The organism is Aeromonas encheleia (assembly GCF_900637545.1).
Classification (GTDB): Bacteria; Pseudomonadota; Gammaproteobacteria; order Enterobacterales; family Aeromonadaceae; genus Aeromonas; species Aeromonas encheleia.
In genome coordinates this window covers 2088734-2107636 of record NZ_LR134376.1, presented here as the reverse complement: position 1 = coordinate 2107636, position 18903 = coordinate 2088734, and the positions used below count along the sequence as shown (strand labels likewise).

Below are 18903 nucleotides of genomic sequence, written 5' to 3'. Positions count from 1 at the left end.
GGGCGGGGCCCAGCGTCAGAAGCTGTAACCCATCTTCAGATAGATGCCCGAGTTGTCATCCTTGCCCATCGCATACTCGAGGTTGGCGACTATGCCCGCCTCCGGCTTGAGCAGATACTGGACCCCCGCCCCCCAGGCGGGATAGATGTTGTCACTGTCGGAGCAGTCCAGTGACTCACCGTTGACGGCGTCGCCGTAGAGACAGGCCACCCCGGCGAAGGCGGTGAGGGTCCAGCGATCCGCCAGCTTGTAGCGCTCCTCGACCTCGACCGCCGACATGTTCTGGGCCAAGTACTCGCCCGGGGTGTAGCCGCGCAGATAGATGGGGGAATAGGATCCGCTCGGCGCGTCGTGCGAGAACTGGTTGCGATTGCGCCAGGCGAGCACGTTACCCTCCCCGTGACTCCAGTAGCCCCGGTAGTCGACCCGGTAGATGTCGAAGTCCTGCTCTCCCCCCAAGCCCTCCCGATAGGCCAGGTTGTTGACGTTGAGGTACCAGCCCTTGGTCGCGCTGAAGTCGCTGTCGCGAGAGTCATGCTGCACCACCAGCCCGAGCCCCCCCGAGGTGAAGCCCTCCAGTCCCAGCTCGTCGAGGATCTGATCCGACTGCGGATCCTGACCCTGCATCTCGTAGTTGGAGTACGCCGCCATGCCGCCGACGAACCAGTCCCCCTCCACCCGGTACAAGTAACGGAAGAAGGCGGAGCGGAAGTTGTCATTGGTCTCGAGGGCACGGCCGGTGCCGAGGTAGTCCTCGTAGCTGTTGTTGATGTCGCCGGAGATGATGCCACCGACGATACGGTGGTGATCCGCCCCGAACGAGGTCTTGGCGAAGGCGCTGGCGATCAGGGACTCGGAGGTGGTGTACTTGGCCGAGAGGGTGAACAGCGACGGACGCGACTCTTCATCGAACTGGTGCAGATAACCCACCATCAGGCCCGCCGCCGTGTCCAGCTTGGGGCTGGAGCTCAGCAGGGGCACGAACAGCCAGGGGGAACGATCGGCCTTCGCCGTCTCCTCGCCCTGCTTGCCATCCTGGCCGGCTTTCGCATCCTCGTTGGCGGGTTCTGCCGCGGTCACGGGGGCCGCCGCCAGGGTCATGGTGAGGGCCAGGCCGGCCAGCAGAGGGGAGGTCGAGTTACGCATGTATGGGATCCGCACTGGGTCACGCGCGGTACTGCGGCGGCGCTGGGCCACCCAGCTTCGCAGGCGTGTTCCGTATTCAGGTTGCCGGCCGCTGACATTCATCACGGGCGACCAGGAAAGGGGGGCAAGCATATCGGCAAGCCCGGACCCCAGCTACCCAAAGATGGTTAGCCGTACAATCGCCATACAGCTTCGCCGCACTCTGGGTTAGCACGAACGCCAGAGATGAAAAAACCCCTGCCGATGGCAGGGGTCGAATGGGATGGCGCGACAGGCTACAGGTTGACGGCGAGGCTGGCCGGCGCCCTGGTCGGGCTCACCAGCACCGGGATGGACTTGGAGGTCGGGGTGAAGGAGCCCTCGCCTATGCTCTCGATGGCGACCAGCGGGTTGGTCTCCGGGTAGTAGGCGGCGATGTTGCCCCGCGGGATCTCGTAGAAGATGACGCTAAAGCCGCGCACCACCCGTTCGCGCCCGTCGTTGCAGATGGCGGCCATGTCCACCTGTTGCTCCTCGGCCAACCCGAGCGCGCGGGCATCCGCCTCGTTCATGAACACCACGTTGCGCCGCCCCTTGATGCCGCGATAGCGATCGTCCATGCCGTAGATGGTGGTGTTGTACTGATCGTGGGAGCGCAGACTCTGCAGCAGCAAGACCGGCTGATCCACCATCTGCTCGGCGTGGCGGGTGCAGTCGGGCAGGATGGAGTCCGGCAACCGGCTCGGCCTGAACTCGGCGAGGCCGCTGCGGGTATTCCAGCGCAGCTTGGCCGCCGCGTTCTCGAGGTGGAAGCCGCAGGGCTCCTCGATGCGGCGATTGAAGTCGTCAAAGCCGGCGATGGTCTCGGCGATCAGATCCCGCAGCAGTCCGTAGTCATCGCGCAGGGCCAGCCAGTCGACCCGCTCGCTCCCCAGGGTCGCCTCGGCCATGCGGGCGACTATGTCGATCTCGGACAGGCAGAGCGGGGAGACAGGATCGTTCATGCCGGTCGAGGCGTGCACCATGCTGAAGGTGTCTTCCACGGTGATCTTCTGGATGCCGGTGCGCTGCCGGTCGAGCTCGGTGCGACCGAGACAGGGCAGGATCAGCGCATCCCGGGAGACCATCAAGTGGCTGCGGTTGAGCTTGGTGCTGATCTGCACGTTCAGCTCGCTGTTGCGCAGCGCCTCATAGGTGAACTCGGTGTCCGGCGCGGCCGCCGCCAGGTTGCCGCCGAGGCAGACGATCATCTTGCTCTGGCCTGCGTGCAGGGCCTTGAGCGCCTCGTAGACGTTGTGCCCAGGCGTGCGCTTGAGCCCCGAGAAACGGCGCTCGAGGCGGTCGATGAAGGCCGCATTCGGCTTCTCGTTGATGCCCATGGTGCGGTTGCCCTGCACGTTGCTGTGGCCGCGCACCGGGCAGAGCCCCGCCCCCGGTTTGCCAATCTGGCCGCACATCAGGTGCAGGTTGACGATCTCGCGGATGGTGTCGACCGAGTGCTTGTGCTGGGTGATCCCCATGGCCCAGCAGCTGATCACGCTGTCGCTCTGGGCAAAGATCCTGGCCGCCTGGCTGATGGCGTCCCGGCCAAGCCCGGACTGGGCCTCTATCTGGGCCCAGTCGGTGGCGCGCACCTGCTCAAGGTACTGATCGAAGTGCGCGGTATGCTGCTCGATGAAGGCGAGATCGATGCGTCCGCCCTCCTCCTCCAGGATGTACTTGGCCATGCCGCGCACCGCCGCCATGTCACCGCCCAGCTTGGGGGTCAGGTACTGGTGGCTGATGCGGGTGGCCGCCTGGGTCAGCAGCTCGGCCGGGCTCTGGGGGCTGGCGAAGCGCTCCAGCGCCACCTCTTTGAGGTTGTTGAAGGTGACAATCTGGCAGCCCTGGCGCGCCGCCTGGCGCAGGGCGTTCATCATGCGCGGGTGGTTGGTACCCGGGTTCTGGCCGAACACGAAGATCGCCTTGGCGACGTCGAAGTCCTCCAGCACCACAGTGCCCTTGCCCACCCCGACCGACTGGATCAGGCCGACGCCGCTCGCCTCGTGGCACATGTTGGAGCAATCCGGGAAGTTGTTGGTGCCATAGAGGCGACTGAACAGCTGATAGAGGTAGGAGGCCTCGTTGCTCGCCCGCCCCGAGGTATAGAACTCCACCTCGTCCGGGCTGGCCAGGCTCTGCAGCTTGGCGGCGATGATGGCGAAGGCCTGGTCCCAGCTTACCGGCTCGTAGTGATCGCTGGCCGGGTTGTAGCGCAGCGGCTCGGTCAGACGGCCCTGATATTCGAGCCAGTAGTCGCTCTGGCTGGCGAGGCGGCGCACCGAATGCTCGGCAAAGAACGCGGCCCCCACCGTCTTGCCGGTCGACTCCCAGGCCACCGCCTTGGCGCCGTTCTCGCAGAACTGGAAGGCCCCCTGCTTGTTGTCACCCCAGGCACAGCCCGGGCAGTCGAAGCCATCGGTCTGGTTGACCCGCAGCAGGTTCTTGATGTTCTGGCGGGTCTTCTGGCTGCGCAGCACCTGCTTGAAGGTGGATTGCAGAGAAGAAAATCCACCGGCCTTGGCTGGTTTCTCAATATGACTGGACATTGGGTTCTCCGATCTGGTCTGAGGGCCGGCCATGGGAATAGTAGACCGGGGCGTCAAACCTGGGCACATGAATGAGGTTCAGGTTGTATTTCAGGGCCAGTCGCACGGCGAGCTGGCTGGGGGATGCGAGGCTTATCAGGTGAGCGGCACCAAATTGCACGGCCTTGTGAATGAGTTCGCTGCCGCAGCGGCTGGTGATGACCAGGGTGCTGGCGCGCACGGGCTGGCGCAACTGCATGCCGATGAGTTTGTCCAGGGCGTTGTGCCGGCCTATGTCTTCCCGGCAGGCCACTATCTCACCCTGCTCATCCAGCGCCAGCGCGGCATGGAGCGCGCCGCTCTGGCGGGCCTTGCACTGCCAGGGGGCGATGCGCTCGCGCAAGTTGGCAAGGCTCACGGCCGCAGGTGGTGCCAGCGGTGCTAGAGGGGTCAGGGCGGGCAAGGCATGTTCGATGGCCTCGACCCCGCAGATGCCGCAGCCGGTGGCGCCGGTGAGGCGGCGCTTGCGCTGGCTCAGGGCGGCGAGGCAACGGTTGGCGATGGTCACATCGAGCACCATACCCTGCTCGGAGGAGGTTGTCTGGATGTCGTGCACATCCTGATTGCTCGCGATGATGCCGTTGCCGAACAGGAAACCTATGGCGAAATCATCGAGATCGTCGGGGGTCACCATCATGACGGCATGGTTGATGCCGTTGATATTGACTGACAGGGCCGCCTCTTCCACCAGCTCGTCCAGCCTGGGCAACCATGCATTGAAAGGGTCCATACGACACGCTTAAAAATGTATCCGAGAACCAAGTTTAGAGAAGTCATGGCGGCAAAACCAATGAAACAAATCTATTCACCAATAGAACAATCCTATTGCGGACGGAGGCTCGATTGATTAAGTTTGTCGCCCATTCATGGTACCCATCCGCATAGCTTCAATGAATATCAATCAGTTACGCTACTTTTACGAGCTGGCCCAGCACCGCCACTTCGCCAGGGCGGCCAAGGCCTGCTTCATCACCCAGCCGACCCTGTCGGCCAGCATCACTACCCTGGAGAAATCCCTCGGCACCGAACTGGTGGTGCGCAACAGCCAGTTCGTGGCGCTGACCCAGGCCGGCGAGGTGGTGCTGCGCCACGCCGAGCGGATGCTGCTGGAGCAGGACTCGATGCGCCAGGAGCTGAGCCTGTTCAGCGGCGAGCTCAGTGGCGCCCTGCGCATCGGCATAGTGCCGCAGTCGAGCGTTGACATCATGCCGCTCATCAAGCGCTTCAATACCCTCTACCCCAACGTCACTCTGCGCCTGTCGGTGATGACCCACGGCACCCTGCTCGAGCAGCTGGACCTGCACCGGACCGACATCGGGCTCGGCTTTGACGAGCCGCTCACCGACGGCCAGCGCCGCTCCCTCGACGTGCAGCTGCGCCGCCCCAATCCGATGGCGGTGCTCAGCCCCCGGCCCGCGGCGGGCGGCACCGCCAACCAGGGCCCGTTGAAACTGGCCGATCTGCAACCCCTCCCCCTGATCCTGCCGAGCAGGACCATGCAGTTTCGCCACCATTTCGAGCAGGCCGCCGCCCGCCAGCAGCTGAGTTTCAAGGTGGTGCTCGAGACCGACTCCCTGTTCCACCTGGTCAATGCGGTGAGCCATGGTCTGGGCAGCGCCGTGGTCAGCGCCGGCATCGCCAGCACCGCCAACCAGCTGTTCAAGGTGCACTGCCAGCCGCTGGAGGACGCGACGGCGGGCACCACCGCCTTCATCACCCGCAAGCAGAGCGTCACCCCGGCCATGCGCGCGTTTCTCGATATGGCGGAAGTGGATGAGTCGTAATCCCTGAGGGGATTGTCTCATTTGAACGCGTTGGAGGGTCTGGAACTGGGGGAAATTCAGGGACCATCATCGCACCGATGATGGTCCTCTCGATTGAATAGTGAGAACTGACTCAGCTGCCCAGCTTGTGGAGCATGTGATCGATCACCTCACTGTGCTCGTGCTGCGGACTGAACAGAACGACCTCGGCGTCTTGACCGACCCTCACCGTGTGCCCGGGTGGCCAATAGAACAGATCCCCACCGCTGATCACCTCGCTCGAACCATCCCCATAGGTGACCGACAGTTCGCCCTGCAATACATAGCCCCAGTGCGGGGCCTGGCACAGATCGTCCTTCAGCCCTTGCAGCAGCGGTGCTATATCCGTGCCCGCGCCGAGGGAAAAGTATTCGCCGCTGATCATGCCGTATCCGGTCGCGTCGCCAAATTCGGTCTGTTGCCGCGCGATGGCGCCCGGCACCTGGATTCTGACGGGTACGTCCTGCTTGGAAATACGCATATCTACGCTCCTCGATGGTGGTTGTGGAGGTCGAATAACGATCTCTGGCTTAGGTTGCATGGCGCATGATCGCTGCTCATACCGGTTTGATGTTCTGGTTCATCCGGAAGAGGTTGGTCGGGTCGTACTTCTTCTTGATCTCCACCAACCGATCGTAGGTCGCACCGTAGGCGAAGGCGATGCGGTCGGTCTCGTCCTGGGTGAGGAAGTTGATGTAGGCGCCGCTGCTGGCAAAGGGTTGCGACTTGGTAAAGAACTCGCGCGCCCAGGCGATGCAGCGCTCGTCCTCGCCGGCCGACTCCCAGCGACCGTGCACGTTCATCACATAGTTGGCATCCCGGCTCGAGTAGGCCATCGCCTCGGGCGCGACGCGGGCCGTCTGGCCGCCGATCGTGCCGATGAAGATCTCGCACTGGGGCGACGGCAACTTGCCGGCGTATTCGATGATGGCGTCGATCGCGCCGTCGCTGAGCTGCGAGAAGTTGTGCGACTTCCAGTAGTTGCGCGCCCCCTTCGACAGGAGCGGATCGAATGCCTGCTGCCAGGCGACGTATGGTTGTACCCCGATGTGCTCGCCGAGCACGGTGCCAAACCCGCGCAGCGGTTCGATCAGCCTCTCCCCCTCTTTGGGATCGCCCGCATAGCACAGGGCGAGCGCGACCATCTCCTTGCCGTGCACGTCTTCGGGCAGGAAGGGCAGCGGAGGCGCCTTGCGCGTGACCATCCAGACGCTGAGCTCGTCCGGCATCGTCTCGGTGAAACGGGCGAACCGCGTCAACACGAGCTTCGCCTGATCGAACGCAAAGACGATGAGCCCGCTCAGTACATCCGGCCCGACGGGATGGAGCTGGAACTCGAAGCGGGTGACGACACCGAAATTGCCACCTCCCCCCCGCAGCCCCCAAAAGAGATCCGCGTTTTCCGTTGCGCTGGCATGCAGCTGGCGGCCATCCGCCGTGATGACTTCCGCGGAGAGCAGGTTGTCGATGGTCATGCCGAACTTCCGGCTCAGCCAGCCGAACCCGCCGCCGAGCGTCAGACCGGCCACCCCCGTGGTCGAGTTGATGCCCAGGGGCGTGGCGAGGCCGTGGGCCTGTACGGCCGCATCGACGTCGGCGAGGGTGCAGCCGGGCTCGACGCTGGCCCGGCGAGTGGCCGGGTCCACTTGCACACTCTTCATCAATGAGAGGTCGATCATCAGACCACCGTCGCACACGGCATTGCCCGCGATATTGTGTCCACCCCCTCGGATCGAGACGAGGAGGTCGTGTTTTCGCGCGAACTCGACGGCCTGCATGACATCTTCGGGCGAGGTGCAGCGGGCGATCAGCGCGGGCTTGCGGTCGATCATGGCGTTCCAGATCTGGCGCACCTCGTCGTAATCCGCGTCTGCAGCAAGAAGCACCTCCCCCCGGAAGTGCGCTTTGAACTCGTCGATATTGGCATTTCGTAACGGCTTCATGGCGCCACCTTTTTGTTTGCACCTGACAACTGATTATGGTGCCCTTTCCCAAAGGTGCTCAGCTGATGGGTGGGCGCGGCAGCAAACTGTCATGACCCAAACCGAGGCGATCAGGAAGATGAGCGGTGGCTAAACGAATCTGTTCGATCCACGGGCAGCCACCGTGTGTTCGCGCCCCTGCATGAGGATCTGGGTGATAAAGGGCCTTTACCAATAGGGCCAGACGCCTTGGCTACACTCATAGCTGCACAGATTCTTTCCTCCCCGCAAAACTGTTGACCCCGTCCGTGCGAGCCGTGAAAGAGCACATCGTCTCTGGAGCCTGAAGATGGCGCCCAGTCATTGCGAAACGGAGGGCCGAACATGGCAACGTCAAAAACGGATCAGTATCTGGCGAACAACAAAAGGTATGCGCAGGGTGAGGCCGTGCACCAGCCTCTCTATCCGGGCAAACAGCCGATCCAGCCGGCCAGGCGAGTAGTGGTCGTGACCTGCATGGATGCGCGGATCGACGTGGAGGACCTGCTCGGGTTGCAGACAGGGGACGCCCACATCATCCGCAACGCCGGCGGGGTGGTCAGTGATGACACCATTCGCTGCCTAATCATCTCGCATCACCTGCTCAACACCGACGAAATCATCCTGATCCATCACACTCGCTGCGGCATGCTCGCCTTCACCGACGACCTGTTCAAAGCCGGTCTGGAAGGGGACCCAAGGGCGGAGGCACTGCTCGGCCAAGCCACCGGCCGCGCGTTCACGAGCTGCAAGAAGTCTTCTGCCACGCCGTCGGCATTCCACGCGTTCCGTGGGCAAATAGAGCCGCTTGATTCTCCTCGCGATGAGCGAAACATGGAGCGCCTCGCCTGGGATGTGCGGCGCGGCATGTCGGCCGTCCTGAACCACCCCTGGATACCGACGAGCGGCTCGGATGCGGTCAGCGTGCGCGGCTTCATCTACGATGTCGATACCGGGATGCTCGAAGAGGTGGCCTACCCCGGGCCAATGGGCTCGTTCGACTGAATTGGGCTAAGCAGATACGACAGCTACATAAACAAGACACCGGCCTCAGGCCGGTGTCTTGTTCTCGATGAAGTCACTATCGGTCAGCACCATGTGTGCCAACTAGGTCGATCTGGAAGTCGGCTGCATCATTGCTGTTGACGTTGCCCTCCACCTAGGTGTGCGCGATCCCCTTGGCGCCAGTCACGAAATGGTACTTCTACTGGCCCTGGCCGCTGAATTATCGGTAACGGCTCAGGCATTGCGCGGCAACACGGTCAGCACCCGCACGATGAATGCATGCAGCTCATTCATATAGTTGCGCAGGAAGTCAGCTGTCGAATCGTCCGTGACCTGTCCGCCCTCGGTGATTAGACCGGGTTTAAATTGAATGTAGGCTTCCAGCGTATTCATCAGTGGCGAATTGCAAAAGCACAGCACTCCACGCAAGCTCTGTTGCGCGACCGCGGTGCCAATGGCACCGGGCGACGTACCTATTACTGCCGAAGGCATACGTGTGAACGAATTTTGGCCCCACGGCCGGCTGGCCCAGTCGATCGCATTTTTCAGGCCACCTGGGATGGATCGGTTGAATTCCGGCGTCACGAACAACACCGCATCGACTTCGCTAATGGACTGCTTGAATTTTCGTGCCACCGGGGGGAAGTCCGCATCATAGTCTTGACTGTACAGGGGCAAGTCCCGAATGGGGATCTCAATCAACTCCAACTCGGGTGGTGCCAAACGCACCAGCGCCTCGGCCAGCAATCGATTGATTGATGTACTGGAGAGACTACCGACGAAATAACCAACTTTGTATTTAACCATGAAGATCTCCTTTGTAGAGTTAACCCATCCGAATCCAAGCCATCATGCTTCGCCTATAGCCGAGTCTTGATGCTGTTGAACAAATCGGAGATGCTCTAGGATAGTCGATAAACCAAGGAAGGCGCGGACAAGTCCCTGACGTGAGATCATCGCCACATCACCTTGAGTCGCTACCCTGTAATTTGTTGAATTAAAATAACTAAACCTCCCAGTCTCCTCACAGAGGATGCGTGTTCACAGCCTCCCTAGTCATCGCGAAATGGAGGATTATTTTCAGCAGCCCCCTACCCTATCCCCATCAGTAATAACAAGACGCCCACCCACAAGGGGCGCACTCAATGCGGCCCTCTTAAGGGGTGTTTTTAGGGCTAAATTGAAATGGCGGGAGAGGTTGAATCATACCACTCGGATATCTGCCAAATACGGTACAGATATCTGACGCAGGATGAGCCAGCTGCAGGAGGTGTTTAAGATGAACGATGCGATTGAAACCTTGATTGAGCTAGCTGAACAGGGCGATGTGACTGCTGCTATCTGTTTGGCACATGCGTATGACACTGGCCTGGGATTGGATGGGCCGCAAGACAGGCAGAAGGCCTGTTTCTGGTTTCAGAAAGGGGCCGAACTGGGCAATGCAGACTGCCAATTAAACGTCGGCATGATGTGTGAGAAGGGGGAGACGGTGCCACAGGACTACCGACAGGCGGCTGTCTGGTATCGCAAGGCCGCCGAACAGGGGGGCAAAGAGGCACAACGCCACCTTGGATACCTCTATAAAAATGGCTTTGGAGTAGAACAGGACTACAGGCAGGCTTATGCGTGGTTTTCTCTCGCAGCAACCAAGGGTGATCACGCAGCCATAGTATCGCGTGACAAGATGGTTAAGAAACTAGCCCCTGCCGCACTGGTAGAGGCGCAAAAACTGGCGTTTGGCTATTTCGAACTGTATCGGAAAAGCTGACCATACCGCAGAGATAGCTTCTGGAGATACTTGTTGATGGTCGTAGGGCTCTTGCCTGAGTTCAGTAGCTCGTCCTTGAACTTGACCACATCGACCTTGCTGTACGCGGTGGGAGATCTACCCCACAGCGCCGTGATGAAGTAGCCGATGTAGTTCTTCTGATTACTGAGTTCTTTGGGGGCCCATGACAGAGCCTTTTCTTTCAGATAACGCTCACTGAGTTCTGAGAGTACAGGGGATGTAATAGCAGAGGGTCCCACAGGGGCTGACTGAGGGGCAGGATGGGCCGCAGGTTGTCTCTGTTGTTGTAGCTGCGGAGGCACCGGCAGGGAGTTTGACTAAGGCTCTAGCTGGATAGACTCAGGCTTTACCCGAGAACGAGCGCAGGTTAGCAACTGAGCCACGTTTTCACGTACGGCGAGTTTGTCCCGAGCACGGAGAGATTTATTGATGTCCTTGCGGCGCCCACAGGGGAGCATGGTGACCTTGCGGTAGTACCAGATACCTTGCGGAGAGAGCCAGAGATTCACTATGAAGACTCCTGATCCATCCACACAAAGTGGATTACCAAGAGGTCTGAAGGGGGCTATTAGTCGTAACTTATTGTGTCGCTTAACCCATAAGTTGACATGACACACCATTATTAATCAGCAACTTACATCCATGACTTTACCTATAAGCAGACATAAAATTTACCCATAAGCTGACATAACGTGGCGTCGACCTCTGTTTCTTACTTTTTTGCGTTGTCATTTTACTACGCCAGCGGACATGATCCCTGTCCCTCCCCGACCGTGGGCACTGTGCTCCCTCAGCAGGAAAAACGGTTGGCGGCGCGCCGCGCCACCAACCGTCTGTCATCTCCCGGCGCCATTGCTGATTGCCCTTGTCAGACGTCGAGCTTGCGCTGGGTCAACCATTCCACCATGGCGGGGTCGCGGTGAGAGAAGAAGGCGCTGGTTGCCGTATCCAGCGCGGCTATCTGCACCATCTCATCCTGACTGAGCTCGAAGTCGAGGATATCGAGGTTCTCCTTCATCCTCTCCTTGCGCACCGATTTGGCCAGCGACGCTATGCCTCGCTGGAAGATCCAGCGCAACACGACTTGCCCCACGCTCTTTCCCCGCTTCGCGCCGATGGCGGTCAGCACCGGGTGCTGGAACAGACCATTTCTGCCCTCTGCGAAGGGAGCCCACGCCTGTGGCTGTATGTGTCGACTCTGCATCCAGGGCGCGGCATGCAACTGCTGATTGAAGGGGTTCACCTCTATCTGGTTGACGGCAGGCACCAGCTTGTTGAACGCCATGAGATCCGCCAGCCGGTCCGGCTGGAAATTGCTGACACCAATTGCCCGGATCTTGCCGGCTTGCAGCAACTCTTCCATCGCCCGCCATGCACCGTGGACATCCCCGTAGGGCTGATGGATGAGATAGAGATCCACATAATCGAGCTGCAGGCGATTCAAGGAGCGCTCGAACTGCGCCTTGGCTCCCTCGTAACTGGCGTCTTGCAACCAGAGCTTGGTGGTGACAAAGAGCTCGCGGCGCACGATGCCGCTCTGCCTGATCCCGTTCCCGACCTGGGTCTCATTCTGATAGGAGGCGGCGGTATCGATCAGCCGATAGCCGCTGTCGATGGCCTCGATGACGGCACGCTCGCACTCTGCCGCGTCTGTCATCTGAAAGACCCCAAAGCCCAGCAGGGGCATTTCGATACCGTTATTGAGTCTGACTGTGTGCATGACTATATCCTTCCAATAATGTGTGCCCAGCATAACGCAAGGGGATTGACTAGATTAGACCCGGGATCTTGCTAGGGTTTATTAGCAATATTCATGAATCGCGTCATCACCCTTGCTGTCTCCCGTGGTTATTGCAGACCTTTCTCTTTCAGGAACTCGCTCACCAGATCGGCGATCTGCACATTGTTCAGATCGGAGAAGGGGAAGTGGGTGTTGCCCTTGATGCCGATTTCGGGCAGATGAACCACAGTGACATCCCCTCCATGCTGGTTGACCAGATCCCGCCATTGGCGGGCCATCGCCAGCCGTACTCGCCAGCTGTCCTGGGCGGGCATGGCAGTCGGTTGGCTTGGGATGTTGTCGCCATACAGGATCAGCACCGGGATCTTGGTCAGGCTCATGAACTGCGCCATCGCCACCGGCTCCCCCTTCAGGGTATCGAACGCACTCGGCATAGGGGCTGGCAACGCCTGCTCAGGGAAGAGGAAGCCACTGCCTGGTTCGAACGCGACTATGGCCTTCACCTTGTTGCTTTTTATGGCGGTATGCCAGCCAGGTCCGCCCCCCTGAGAGTGGGTGAACAGGATGGCCGGACCACTCTTGTCCACCACCGCCGCCATGGCATCGGCGATGACATTGACATCAAAGGGCCCGGTGTTGGGCGTCATCTGGCGGAAATACTGGTTCAGCACCGCTTGATGCTGAGAAAACTGGACGTCTTTGAAATAATCCGGCCAGACGCCAAGACGGAACTGATTGAACCACAACTGCTCATCCGGCTTGGGGGCCACCGTCCCCTCCACCATGCTGCGACCCGCGCTGCCTCTACGGGGTTGATCGACCAGATAGGTCGCAAAACCCCGGCGCAGGAACAGGGTCTGGAAACCTTCCCGGCCATCCGGCGTGGTCTGCCAGGTACGGGAAGACTGACCGGCACCGTGGAGCATGACGATCGGATATTTGTGCGGGTTGGACGGGATCTGATAGAAGACGCTGGCGTGATCCCCATGGTAGGTCTGACCGGCAGGCTCCAGTGGTTTCTTGCGGTCAAACTTGCCGGGTGCGGTGACGACGGCGCCCCCCGCGGCAAAGCTGCCTTGCTCCTGAATAACCAGGGGATCGGCATGAGCGGGGGCCACAAGCACCTCTGCCAGCATGCAAAAAAGCAATGATTTACTGAGTCTCTTCATGGTTGTGTTCCCTTGTTTGGCATCAAGCATCAATCCTGTTTACGTCATGAACGTCACCTGTCGCCATCACGACGATGACCTGTCTGCCTCGCCCAAAGATGAGATCAAGTCCCTCTGGCCTCCAGCCACCGGGCTACTGTCTCGGTCGTTCGCCTCTCCTGATCGCACTCCATGATCAGTGGTGCATCTCGCCGGGCACCTGACGCCAGTCTGGCGAGTACCGCCTCGCTATCCCCGATGCCATAGCCACCGTGGGTGATGAAAGGAACGAGCCGCTTACCCGCCAGCGGTATCAAGGTGCACTGATTGGGGATCGGGCTGACTATTATTCCCCTGCATGCTCAATTCCGGTCCCCAGCGACGGAGGCGCGATAATCACGCTCGCTCACCTGCGCAAGCCAGGTCACCACCTGGCCATCCTGCCGTTCAGCCAGCGCCAGGTGGGTCATAGGAGTATCTGGTGCCGCACCATGCCAGTGCTTCACGCCAGCCGGGATCCAGACCAGATCCCCTGGCCGGATCCCCTGGACAGGGCCCTCTGCCATCTGCACCCGCCCTACCCCGCTGACCACGTAGAGGGTCTGGCCCAAAGGATGGGTATGCCAGGCGGTGCGCGCCCCCGGCGTGAAGCTGACCAGACCGCCAGAGATAGCGGCTGGCGCCGTGCCCTGGTAGCGCTGATCCACATAGACATCCCCGACGAAGAACTCGCTGGCACCCTGGGTTGCAGGCACCAGCCCCGGGGAAAATACCTGTATCGTCTGATCCTTTGCCTCAGCCTGGGCAAGCGTGGTTGCGGATATTGGGTTCATTGTCGACTCCTGCGTTTTAAAAATGTGTCAATCGCGCCACCAGGCGCTGCCCTCATGGGGGATCAGCATGTTCAGGGGCTCCCCCATCACCGGAGTGGTCAATGGGATTTGCTGCTCGGCGGCCAGACGGATTATCTGCTCGAGCGGGTCATCCCACCCATGCATGGCCAGATCGAAGGTGCCGTTGTGGATCGGATAGAGCCACTGCCCGCGCAAATCGTGAAACGCCTGCGCCGTCTGCGCCGGCAACATGTGCACGTACTCCCAGCGCTTGTCGTAGGCCCCGGTCTCGAGGAAGGTCACGTCGAACGGGCCGAAACGCTTGCCGATCTCCTTGAAGCCATCGAAGTAACCGCTGTCACCGCTGAAGAAGAGATTGGCTCCCTCCCCGCGAATGACCCAGGAGGCCCACAGGGTCTGATTGCCATCGCCAAGGCCACGGCCGGAGAAGTGCTGGGCTGGGGTGGCGATGAACTCAATGCCGCCGACCCGGGCCTTCTGCCACCAATCCAGCTCCCTGACCTTGTGCCGGGGGACACCCCAGGCAACCAGGCGCGCCCCCACGCCGAGCGGCGTGATGAAGTGGCTGACCTTCTCTTGCAGCGCAAGGATGGCGTCATGGTCGAGGTGGTCGTAGTGATCATGGGAGAGGATCACCGCCTCTATGGGGGGCAGCGCATCCAAGGTGATGGGCGGTGCGTGCCAGCGCTTGGGGCCAAACCATTGCACCGGCGAGGCGCGCTCGCTGAACACGGGATCCGTCAGCCAGAACTTGCCCTGCAATTTGAACAGCAGACTGGAGTGGCCGAGGCGCCACACACTGTTATCCGAGGCGGCCATCAGCCCCTCACGGCTCATGGCCTGCACCGGGATGGCGCGATCCGGCACTGTGCCATCAGGCTTGGCGAACAGAAAATCCCACCAGAGCCGTACCCCTTCCCAGGTGCTGCGCTGCGGCAGTGTCACGGCATTGCTGAACTGACCCGCCTGATACTGGGAAGAGTCAGGGTGCGCGGGCAGGCCCGGTTTCAATACATAGGAAAAGATGCCTGCCATCACGGCTCCTGTTAGCAACCAGAGAGAACGCCGGCCCCTTGGGACGGCGCGAGAGAGCACAGAGGGGTTCTGCATTCATGAGACTCCTTTGACGATCCGACCTTAGCGACCCACGTTGTGCTGCAGGTGTGACGGATAGCGATCCCCCTCCACCTTGATCCCGGCCAGGGCACGCTGGATGTCTCCCAGATCGGCGGCGCTCAGTGAAACCCGAGCTGCACCCAGGTTCTCCTCGAGCCGATGCAGCTTGGTGGTGCCGGGAATGGGGGCGATCCAGGGCTTTTGTGCCAGTAGCCAGGCGAGCGCAATCTGGGCAGACGTCACCCCCTTGCTGGCCGCAAGGTCGCTCAATACCTCGACCAGATGCTGGTTGGCCTGGCGCGCCGCCTCGGCAAAACGTGGGACTATGTTGCGAAAATCCGAGTCATCGAAACGGGTATCGGGCTTGATGGCTCCGGTCAGGAAGCCCTTGCCGAGGGGGCTGAAAGGGACGAAGCCGATCCCCAATTCCTCCAGCAACGGCAGGATGGCCTGCTCCGGTTCGCGCCACCAGAGGGAGTATTCGCTCTGCAACGCCGCCACCGGCTGCACGGTATGGGCGCGACGAATGGAGTCGACACCGGCCTCGGACAGACCGAAGTGGCGCACCTTGCCCTCCTGGATAAGATCTCGCACTGTGCCAGCCACCTCTTCCATGGGGACATCGGGATCGACGCGGTGCTGGTAGAAGAGATCGATCACATCGGTGTTGAGGCGGCGCAGCGACGCCTCCGCCACTGCGCGGATGGTGGCCGGGCGGCTGTCCAGCCCCTCCGAGACCTTGCCGTGCTTGAAACCGAACTTGGTGGCGATCACCACCTTGTCCCGGAACGGGGCGAGAGCCTCCCCCAGCAGCAGTTCGTTATCGCCAGGGCCATAGGCCTCGGCAGTATCGAAGAAGGTCACCCCCAGTTCATGGGCGCGGCGGATCAGGGCGATGGCCTGTGCCTTGTCGGTGGCAGGACCATAGCCAAAGCTCAGCCCCATGCAGCCCAGACCGATGGCCGACACTGCCAGCCCGCTGTTACCCAAAGTACGTGTTTGCATGATGGATCCCTTTTCTTGAAAGGCGCTCTCCTTGGAGAGCGCCATGGTGTGATGGCTGGCGACGCGCGGCTCAGTCCTGACGCAGGACCTGGAGGCACCGCCACTCACATGGCATTGCGAAGGATGGTGGCCAGCACGTCCTGGGTGTAGGTTTCAGCCAGGCCAAACCAGCGGGCGTTGCCCTTGAGGTTCTCCAGGATGGCAGGCAGGTCCGCCTCCGTGATGCCGAGCTGGGAGAGGCGGGTCGGCGTGCCTATCTTGTCGAACCATTTCTCAAGGGCGGCAATGCCTTCTTCGGCGGTGTTCAAGCCAAACAGCTGCTGGGCGAAGCGCTCGAACTGAGCCGGATTCTGGCCCTGATACCACCTCATCCAGGCGGGCATCACCACCGACAGGCCAGCGCCATGGGGCACATTGAACAGGGCGGAGAGCGCGTGTTCGATCATGTGGTTGGGGTAGCCAAAACCCGAAGTACCCGCATAGGTCAGACCGTTCAATGCCAGGGTCGCAGCCCAGGCGAACTCGGCGCGGGCGTTGTAGTCGGCGGGATCCGCCAGCAACTGCTCAGTGGTCTCCAGCACGGTGGCGATGACGGACTCCACCAGGCGGGACTGAATTTTCGGCTGCACCTTGGCGGTGAAGTAGCCCTCGATGGAGTGGGCTATGATGTCCGCCGCCGAGTAGACCAGATAGTCGCGGGAGACCGTCTGCATCAGCGCCGGATTGACGATGGAGACTTTCGGGAAGGTGTGCACCGAGTTGATGGCAAACTTCTCTTTGGTGTCATCGTTGGTCACCACGGCGCCGCTGTTCATCTCGCTGCCGGTGGCAGCCAGGGTCAGGATGGCAAACACCGGCAGCGCCGCCTCGATCTGCCCCTTGCCGACAAACAGATCCCAGACATCCCCCTGATAGAGGGCCCCTGCGGCAATGGCCTTGGCGCTGTCGAGCACGGAGCCGCCGCCGACGCTGAGAATGGCGTCGACCTCCTGTTCCCGCGCCAAGGCGATGGCGTCACGCACCTTGGAGATGAGCGGGTTGCTGACGATGCCGCCGCACGCCACGAACGGGATCCCCTGCTCGTTCAGACTGGCGCTCACGCTGGCGAAGAGGCCATCGCCCTTGATGCGATCGCTGCCATAGGCCAGCAGCACCTTCTTGATGCCGTGCTGGGCCAGGATCTCGCCGATGAGGCGCTCCTTGCCGGTGCCGAACTCGATCCGGGTCGGGTTGTAAAAGCTGAAATTGTCCATCTTGCTCGTCTCTCTGTCTGGGTTCATGCCGGGAGGCTTGTCGATGAGCTGAACTATAGATGGGCAATAAACATCGAACTAGACGGCAAATGGATGAATCAGTTACAACTAAATGATGTAAATCGACGAGAAAGACCATGATCAGCGAATTGAGATCCATCACCACCTTCGTGCGCACGGTGGAACTGGGCAGCCTCAGCAAGGCCGCCGAGGCCCAGCAGATCTCCCCTCAGGCCGCCAGCAAGGCACTGAGGCAACTGGAGACCTATCTCGGGGTGAGGCTGTTCCATCGCACCACCCGCAGCATGTCGTTGACCGAAGAGGGCCAGCGTTTTCTGGAGGCAGCCCAACCCGCCCTGCTTGGCCTGCAACAGGCGTTGTCAGCCGCGAGGCAGACCCGGGAGGCATTCGCCGGCCCGCTGCGGATCGTGGGGCCACGCTCGGTCGCGCAGATGATCATCGGCCCAGTGCTGGACGAGTACTGCCGGCTCTATCCCGAGGTCCAGCCGGATGTGCAGCTCGATGACCGTATCGGCAACTGGGTAGAGGAGCGAGTCGATGTGGGCCTTAGGATCGGGCTCTCGCCGCAGGACGGGCTGATCGCACGCCGCCTGTTTCCCTTGCAGCTCATCATCTGCGCCTCCCCCACCTATCTGCGCAAACATGGGGTGCCGCACACGCTGCACGATCTGGGCGTGCACCGTTGCAGCGTGTTTCGTCATGCTGGCTCCGGCCACCTTATTCCCTGGCATGTGCAGCTTGGGGAGAGCATGCAGGATCATCTCGTTCGCCCGGCGCTCTCCACCAATGACGAGACCGTCGAGCTGGGCGCCGTGCTGGCGGGGGAAGTGATAGGCCAGATCGCCGGGCCGACTGCGGCGGCGCACATCCGGGCCGGTCGCCTGGTTCCCCTGCTGCTCGACCACATGACCCAGATGCACAGCCTGTTTCTCTACTACGGCAGTCGCGCGGCCCAGCCCGCCCGGGTACGCAGCTTCATCGATCTGGCGGTCGAGCGCCTCACCGACAACCCGGAGTTCGTGCTCGGTGCCGAGGAGCTGCGCCTTGCCCATGCTCGGGGAGTCGGGGGATGCAATGCCCGGATAAGGAGCGATAAGCAGGTGATCGAGCTGTCACAGAGACAGGAGTACCAGGCGACGGCTAACTGACGAAGAGCCCTCCACGAAAGATAGGCGGGCTCACGGTGACGCAAGGGTGCCCCAGGATGTTTCCAGCATCAGCCCAAGGAGCCTGGTTGACTGACCCGGGCTTTACTTCGACGCCAATGACAACCTGGTCGTCGGCCAGGAGACGCCTGTTGAGCCTTCGAGATCCTTGACGCATACGCCGGGTGGCAGGGGGTTGGCGAGGTTGGCGAGGTTGGCCAGTACGGTAGTCACTGGTGGCGACAGCTCATCGCACATCACAGGCCAAGGCAGACGGTGAACGCCCAGCCACTGAGCGGTCACCGTCACCT

The 18903-nt window shown here is 61.1% G+C and carries 16 protein-coding genes; 4 read left to right on the top strand and 12 right to left on the bottom strand.

What is annotated here, in order from left to right; translation table 11 throughout:
• Window positions 1-15 precede the first annotated feature (15 nt).
• The 3 genes from EL255_RS09775 to fdhD form a co-directional block, all read right to left on the bottom strand.
• Window positions 16-1146, bottom strand: coding sequence for a BamA/TamA family outer membrane protein (locus tag EL255_RS09775; protein ID WP_232018934.1), 1131 nt, complete (start codon window positions 1144-1146; stop codon window positions 16-18).
• A gap of 275 nt (window positions 1147-1421) precedes the next feature.
• Window positions 1422-3713, bottom strand: a complete 2292-nt coding sequence (locus tag EL255_RS09770; protein WP_042653714.1) for an FdhF/YdeP family oxidoreductase — start codon at window positions 3711-3713, stop codon at window positions 1422-1424.
• Window positions 3697-4482 carry a formate dehydrogenase accessory sulfurtransferase FdhD gene (gene fdhD / locus EL255_RS09765; RefSeq protein ID WP_042653713.1) on the bottom strand — a complete coding sequence of 262 codons (786 nt, stop codon included), beginning with the start codon at window positions 4480-4482 and terminating at the stop codon, window positions 3697-3699. Before fdhD ends, EL255_RS09770 begins: the two co-directional genes overlap by 17 nt.
• 160 nt (window positions 4483-4642) lie before the next feature.
• Here fdhD and EL255_RS09760 point away from each other — a divergent pair, with 160 nt between their 5' ends.
• Entirely contained in the window at window positions 4643-5536 is an 894-nt protein-coding gene (locus tag EL255_RS09760) for a LysR family transcriptional regulator (protein WP_042653712.1), read from the top strand.
• A gap of 112 nt (window positions 5537-5648) precedes the next feature.
• Here EL255_RS09760 and EL255_RS09755 read toward each other — a convergent pair whose 3' ends face one another.
• Window positions 5649-6035: a cupin domain-containing protein gene (locus EL255_RS09755; RefSeq protein ID WP_042653711.1), complete on the bottom strand. Its 387-nt coding sequence runs from the start codon at window positions 6033-6035 to the stop codon at window positions 5649-5651.
• 76 nt (window positions 6036-6111) lie between these two features.
• On the bottom strand, window positions 6112-7497 hold the full coding sequence (locus EL255_RS09750; protein WP_042653710.1) for an FAD-binding oxidoreductase: 1386 nt from the start codon (window positions 7495-7497) through the stop codon (window positions 6112-6114).
• A 363-nt stretch (window positions 7498-7860) separates the two neighbouring features.
• Here EL255_RS09750 and EL255_RS09745 point away from each other — a divergent pair, with 363 nt between their 5' ends.
• Window positions 7861-8520, top strand: coding sequence for a beta-class carbonic anhydrase (locus EL255_RS09745; protein WP_042653709.1), 660 nt, complete (start codon window positions 7861-7863; stop codon window positions 8518-8520).
• 234 nt (window positions 8521-8754) lie between these two features.
• On the opposite strand, the gene EL255_RS09740 is transcribed toward EL255_RS09745, so the two are convergent.
• Window positions 8755-9327 (bottom strand): NADPH-dependent FMN reductase, encoded by a 573-nt coding sequence (locus tag EL255_RS09740; protein ID WP_042653708.1) that lies wholly within the window; start codon window positions 9325-9327, stop codon window positions 8755-8757.
• A gap of 472 nt (window positions 9328-9799) precedes the next feature.
• Here EL255_RS09740 and EL255_RS09735 point away from each other — a divergent pair, with 472 nt between their 5' ends.
• Entirely contained in the window at window positions 9800-10288 is a 489-nt protein-coding gene (locus EL255_RS09735) for a tetratricopeptide repeat protein (RefSeq protein ID WP_170176004.1), read from the top strand.
• A gap of 889 nt (window positions 10289-11177) precedes the next feature.
• Here EL255_RS09735 and EL255_RS09725 read toward each other — a convergent pair.
• The 6 genes from EL255_RS09725 to EL255_RS09695 all read right to left on the bottom strand — a co-directional run bounded on the left by EL255_RS09725 (window position 11178) and on the right by EL255_RS09695 (window position 17426).
• Window positions 11178-12029 (bottom strand): aldo/keto reductase, encoded by an 852-nt coding sequence (locus tag EL255_RS09725; protein ID WP_042653707.1) that lies wholly within the window; start codon window positions 12027-12029, stop codon window positions 11178-11180.
• A gap of 128 nt (window positions 12030-12157) precedes the next feature.
• Window positions 12158-13219 carry an alpha/beta hydrolase gene (locus tag EL255_RS09720; RefSeq protein WP_042653706.1) on the bottom strand — a complete coding sequence of 354 codons (1062 nt, stop codon included), beginning with the start codon at window positions 13217-13219 and terminating at the stop codon, window positions 12158-12160.
• Window positions 13220-13560: 341 nt separating this feature from the next.
• Window positions 13561-14031, bottom strand: a complete 471-nt coding sequence (locus tag EL255_RS09710) for a (R)-mandelonitrile lyase (protein WP_042653705.1) — start codon at window positions 14029-14031, stop codon at window positions 13561-13563.
• 27 nt (window positions 14032-14058) lie between these two features.
• Window positions 14059-15087, bottom strand: coding sequence for an MBL fold metallo-hydrolase (locus EL255_RS09705; RefSeq protein WP_042653704.1), 1029 nt, complete (start codon window positions 15085-15087; stop codon window positions 14059-14061).
• Between the two features lie 102 nt (window positions 15088-15189).
• Window positions 15190-16173, bottom strand: coding sequence for an aldo/keto reductase (locus tag EL255_RS09700; protein WP_042653767.1), 984 nt, complete (start codon window positions 16171-16173; stop codon window positions 15190-15192).
• A 104-nt stretch (window positions 16174-16277) separates the two neighbouring features.
• A complete protein-coding gene (locus EL255_RS09695; RefSeq protein WP_042653703.1) occupies window positions 16278-17426 on the bottom strand; it encodes an iron-containing alcohol dehydrogenase in 1149 nt (382 codons plus the stop codon).
• 137 nt (window positions 17427-17563) lie between these two features.
• On the opposite strand from EL255_RS09695, the gene EL255_RS09690 reads away from it, so the two are divergent.
• Window positions 17564-18595 (top strand): LysR family transcriptional regulator, encoded by a 1032-nt coding sequence (locus EL255_RS09690; protein WP_048823131.1) that lies wholly within the window; start codon window positions 17564-17566, stop codon window positions 18593-18595.
• Window positions 18596-18903: the final 308 nt, after the last annotated feature.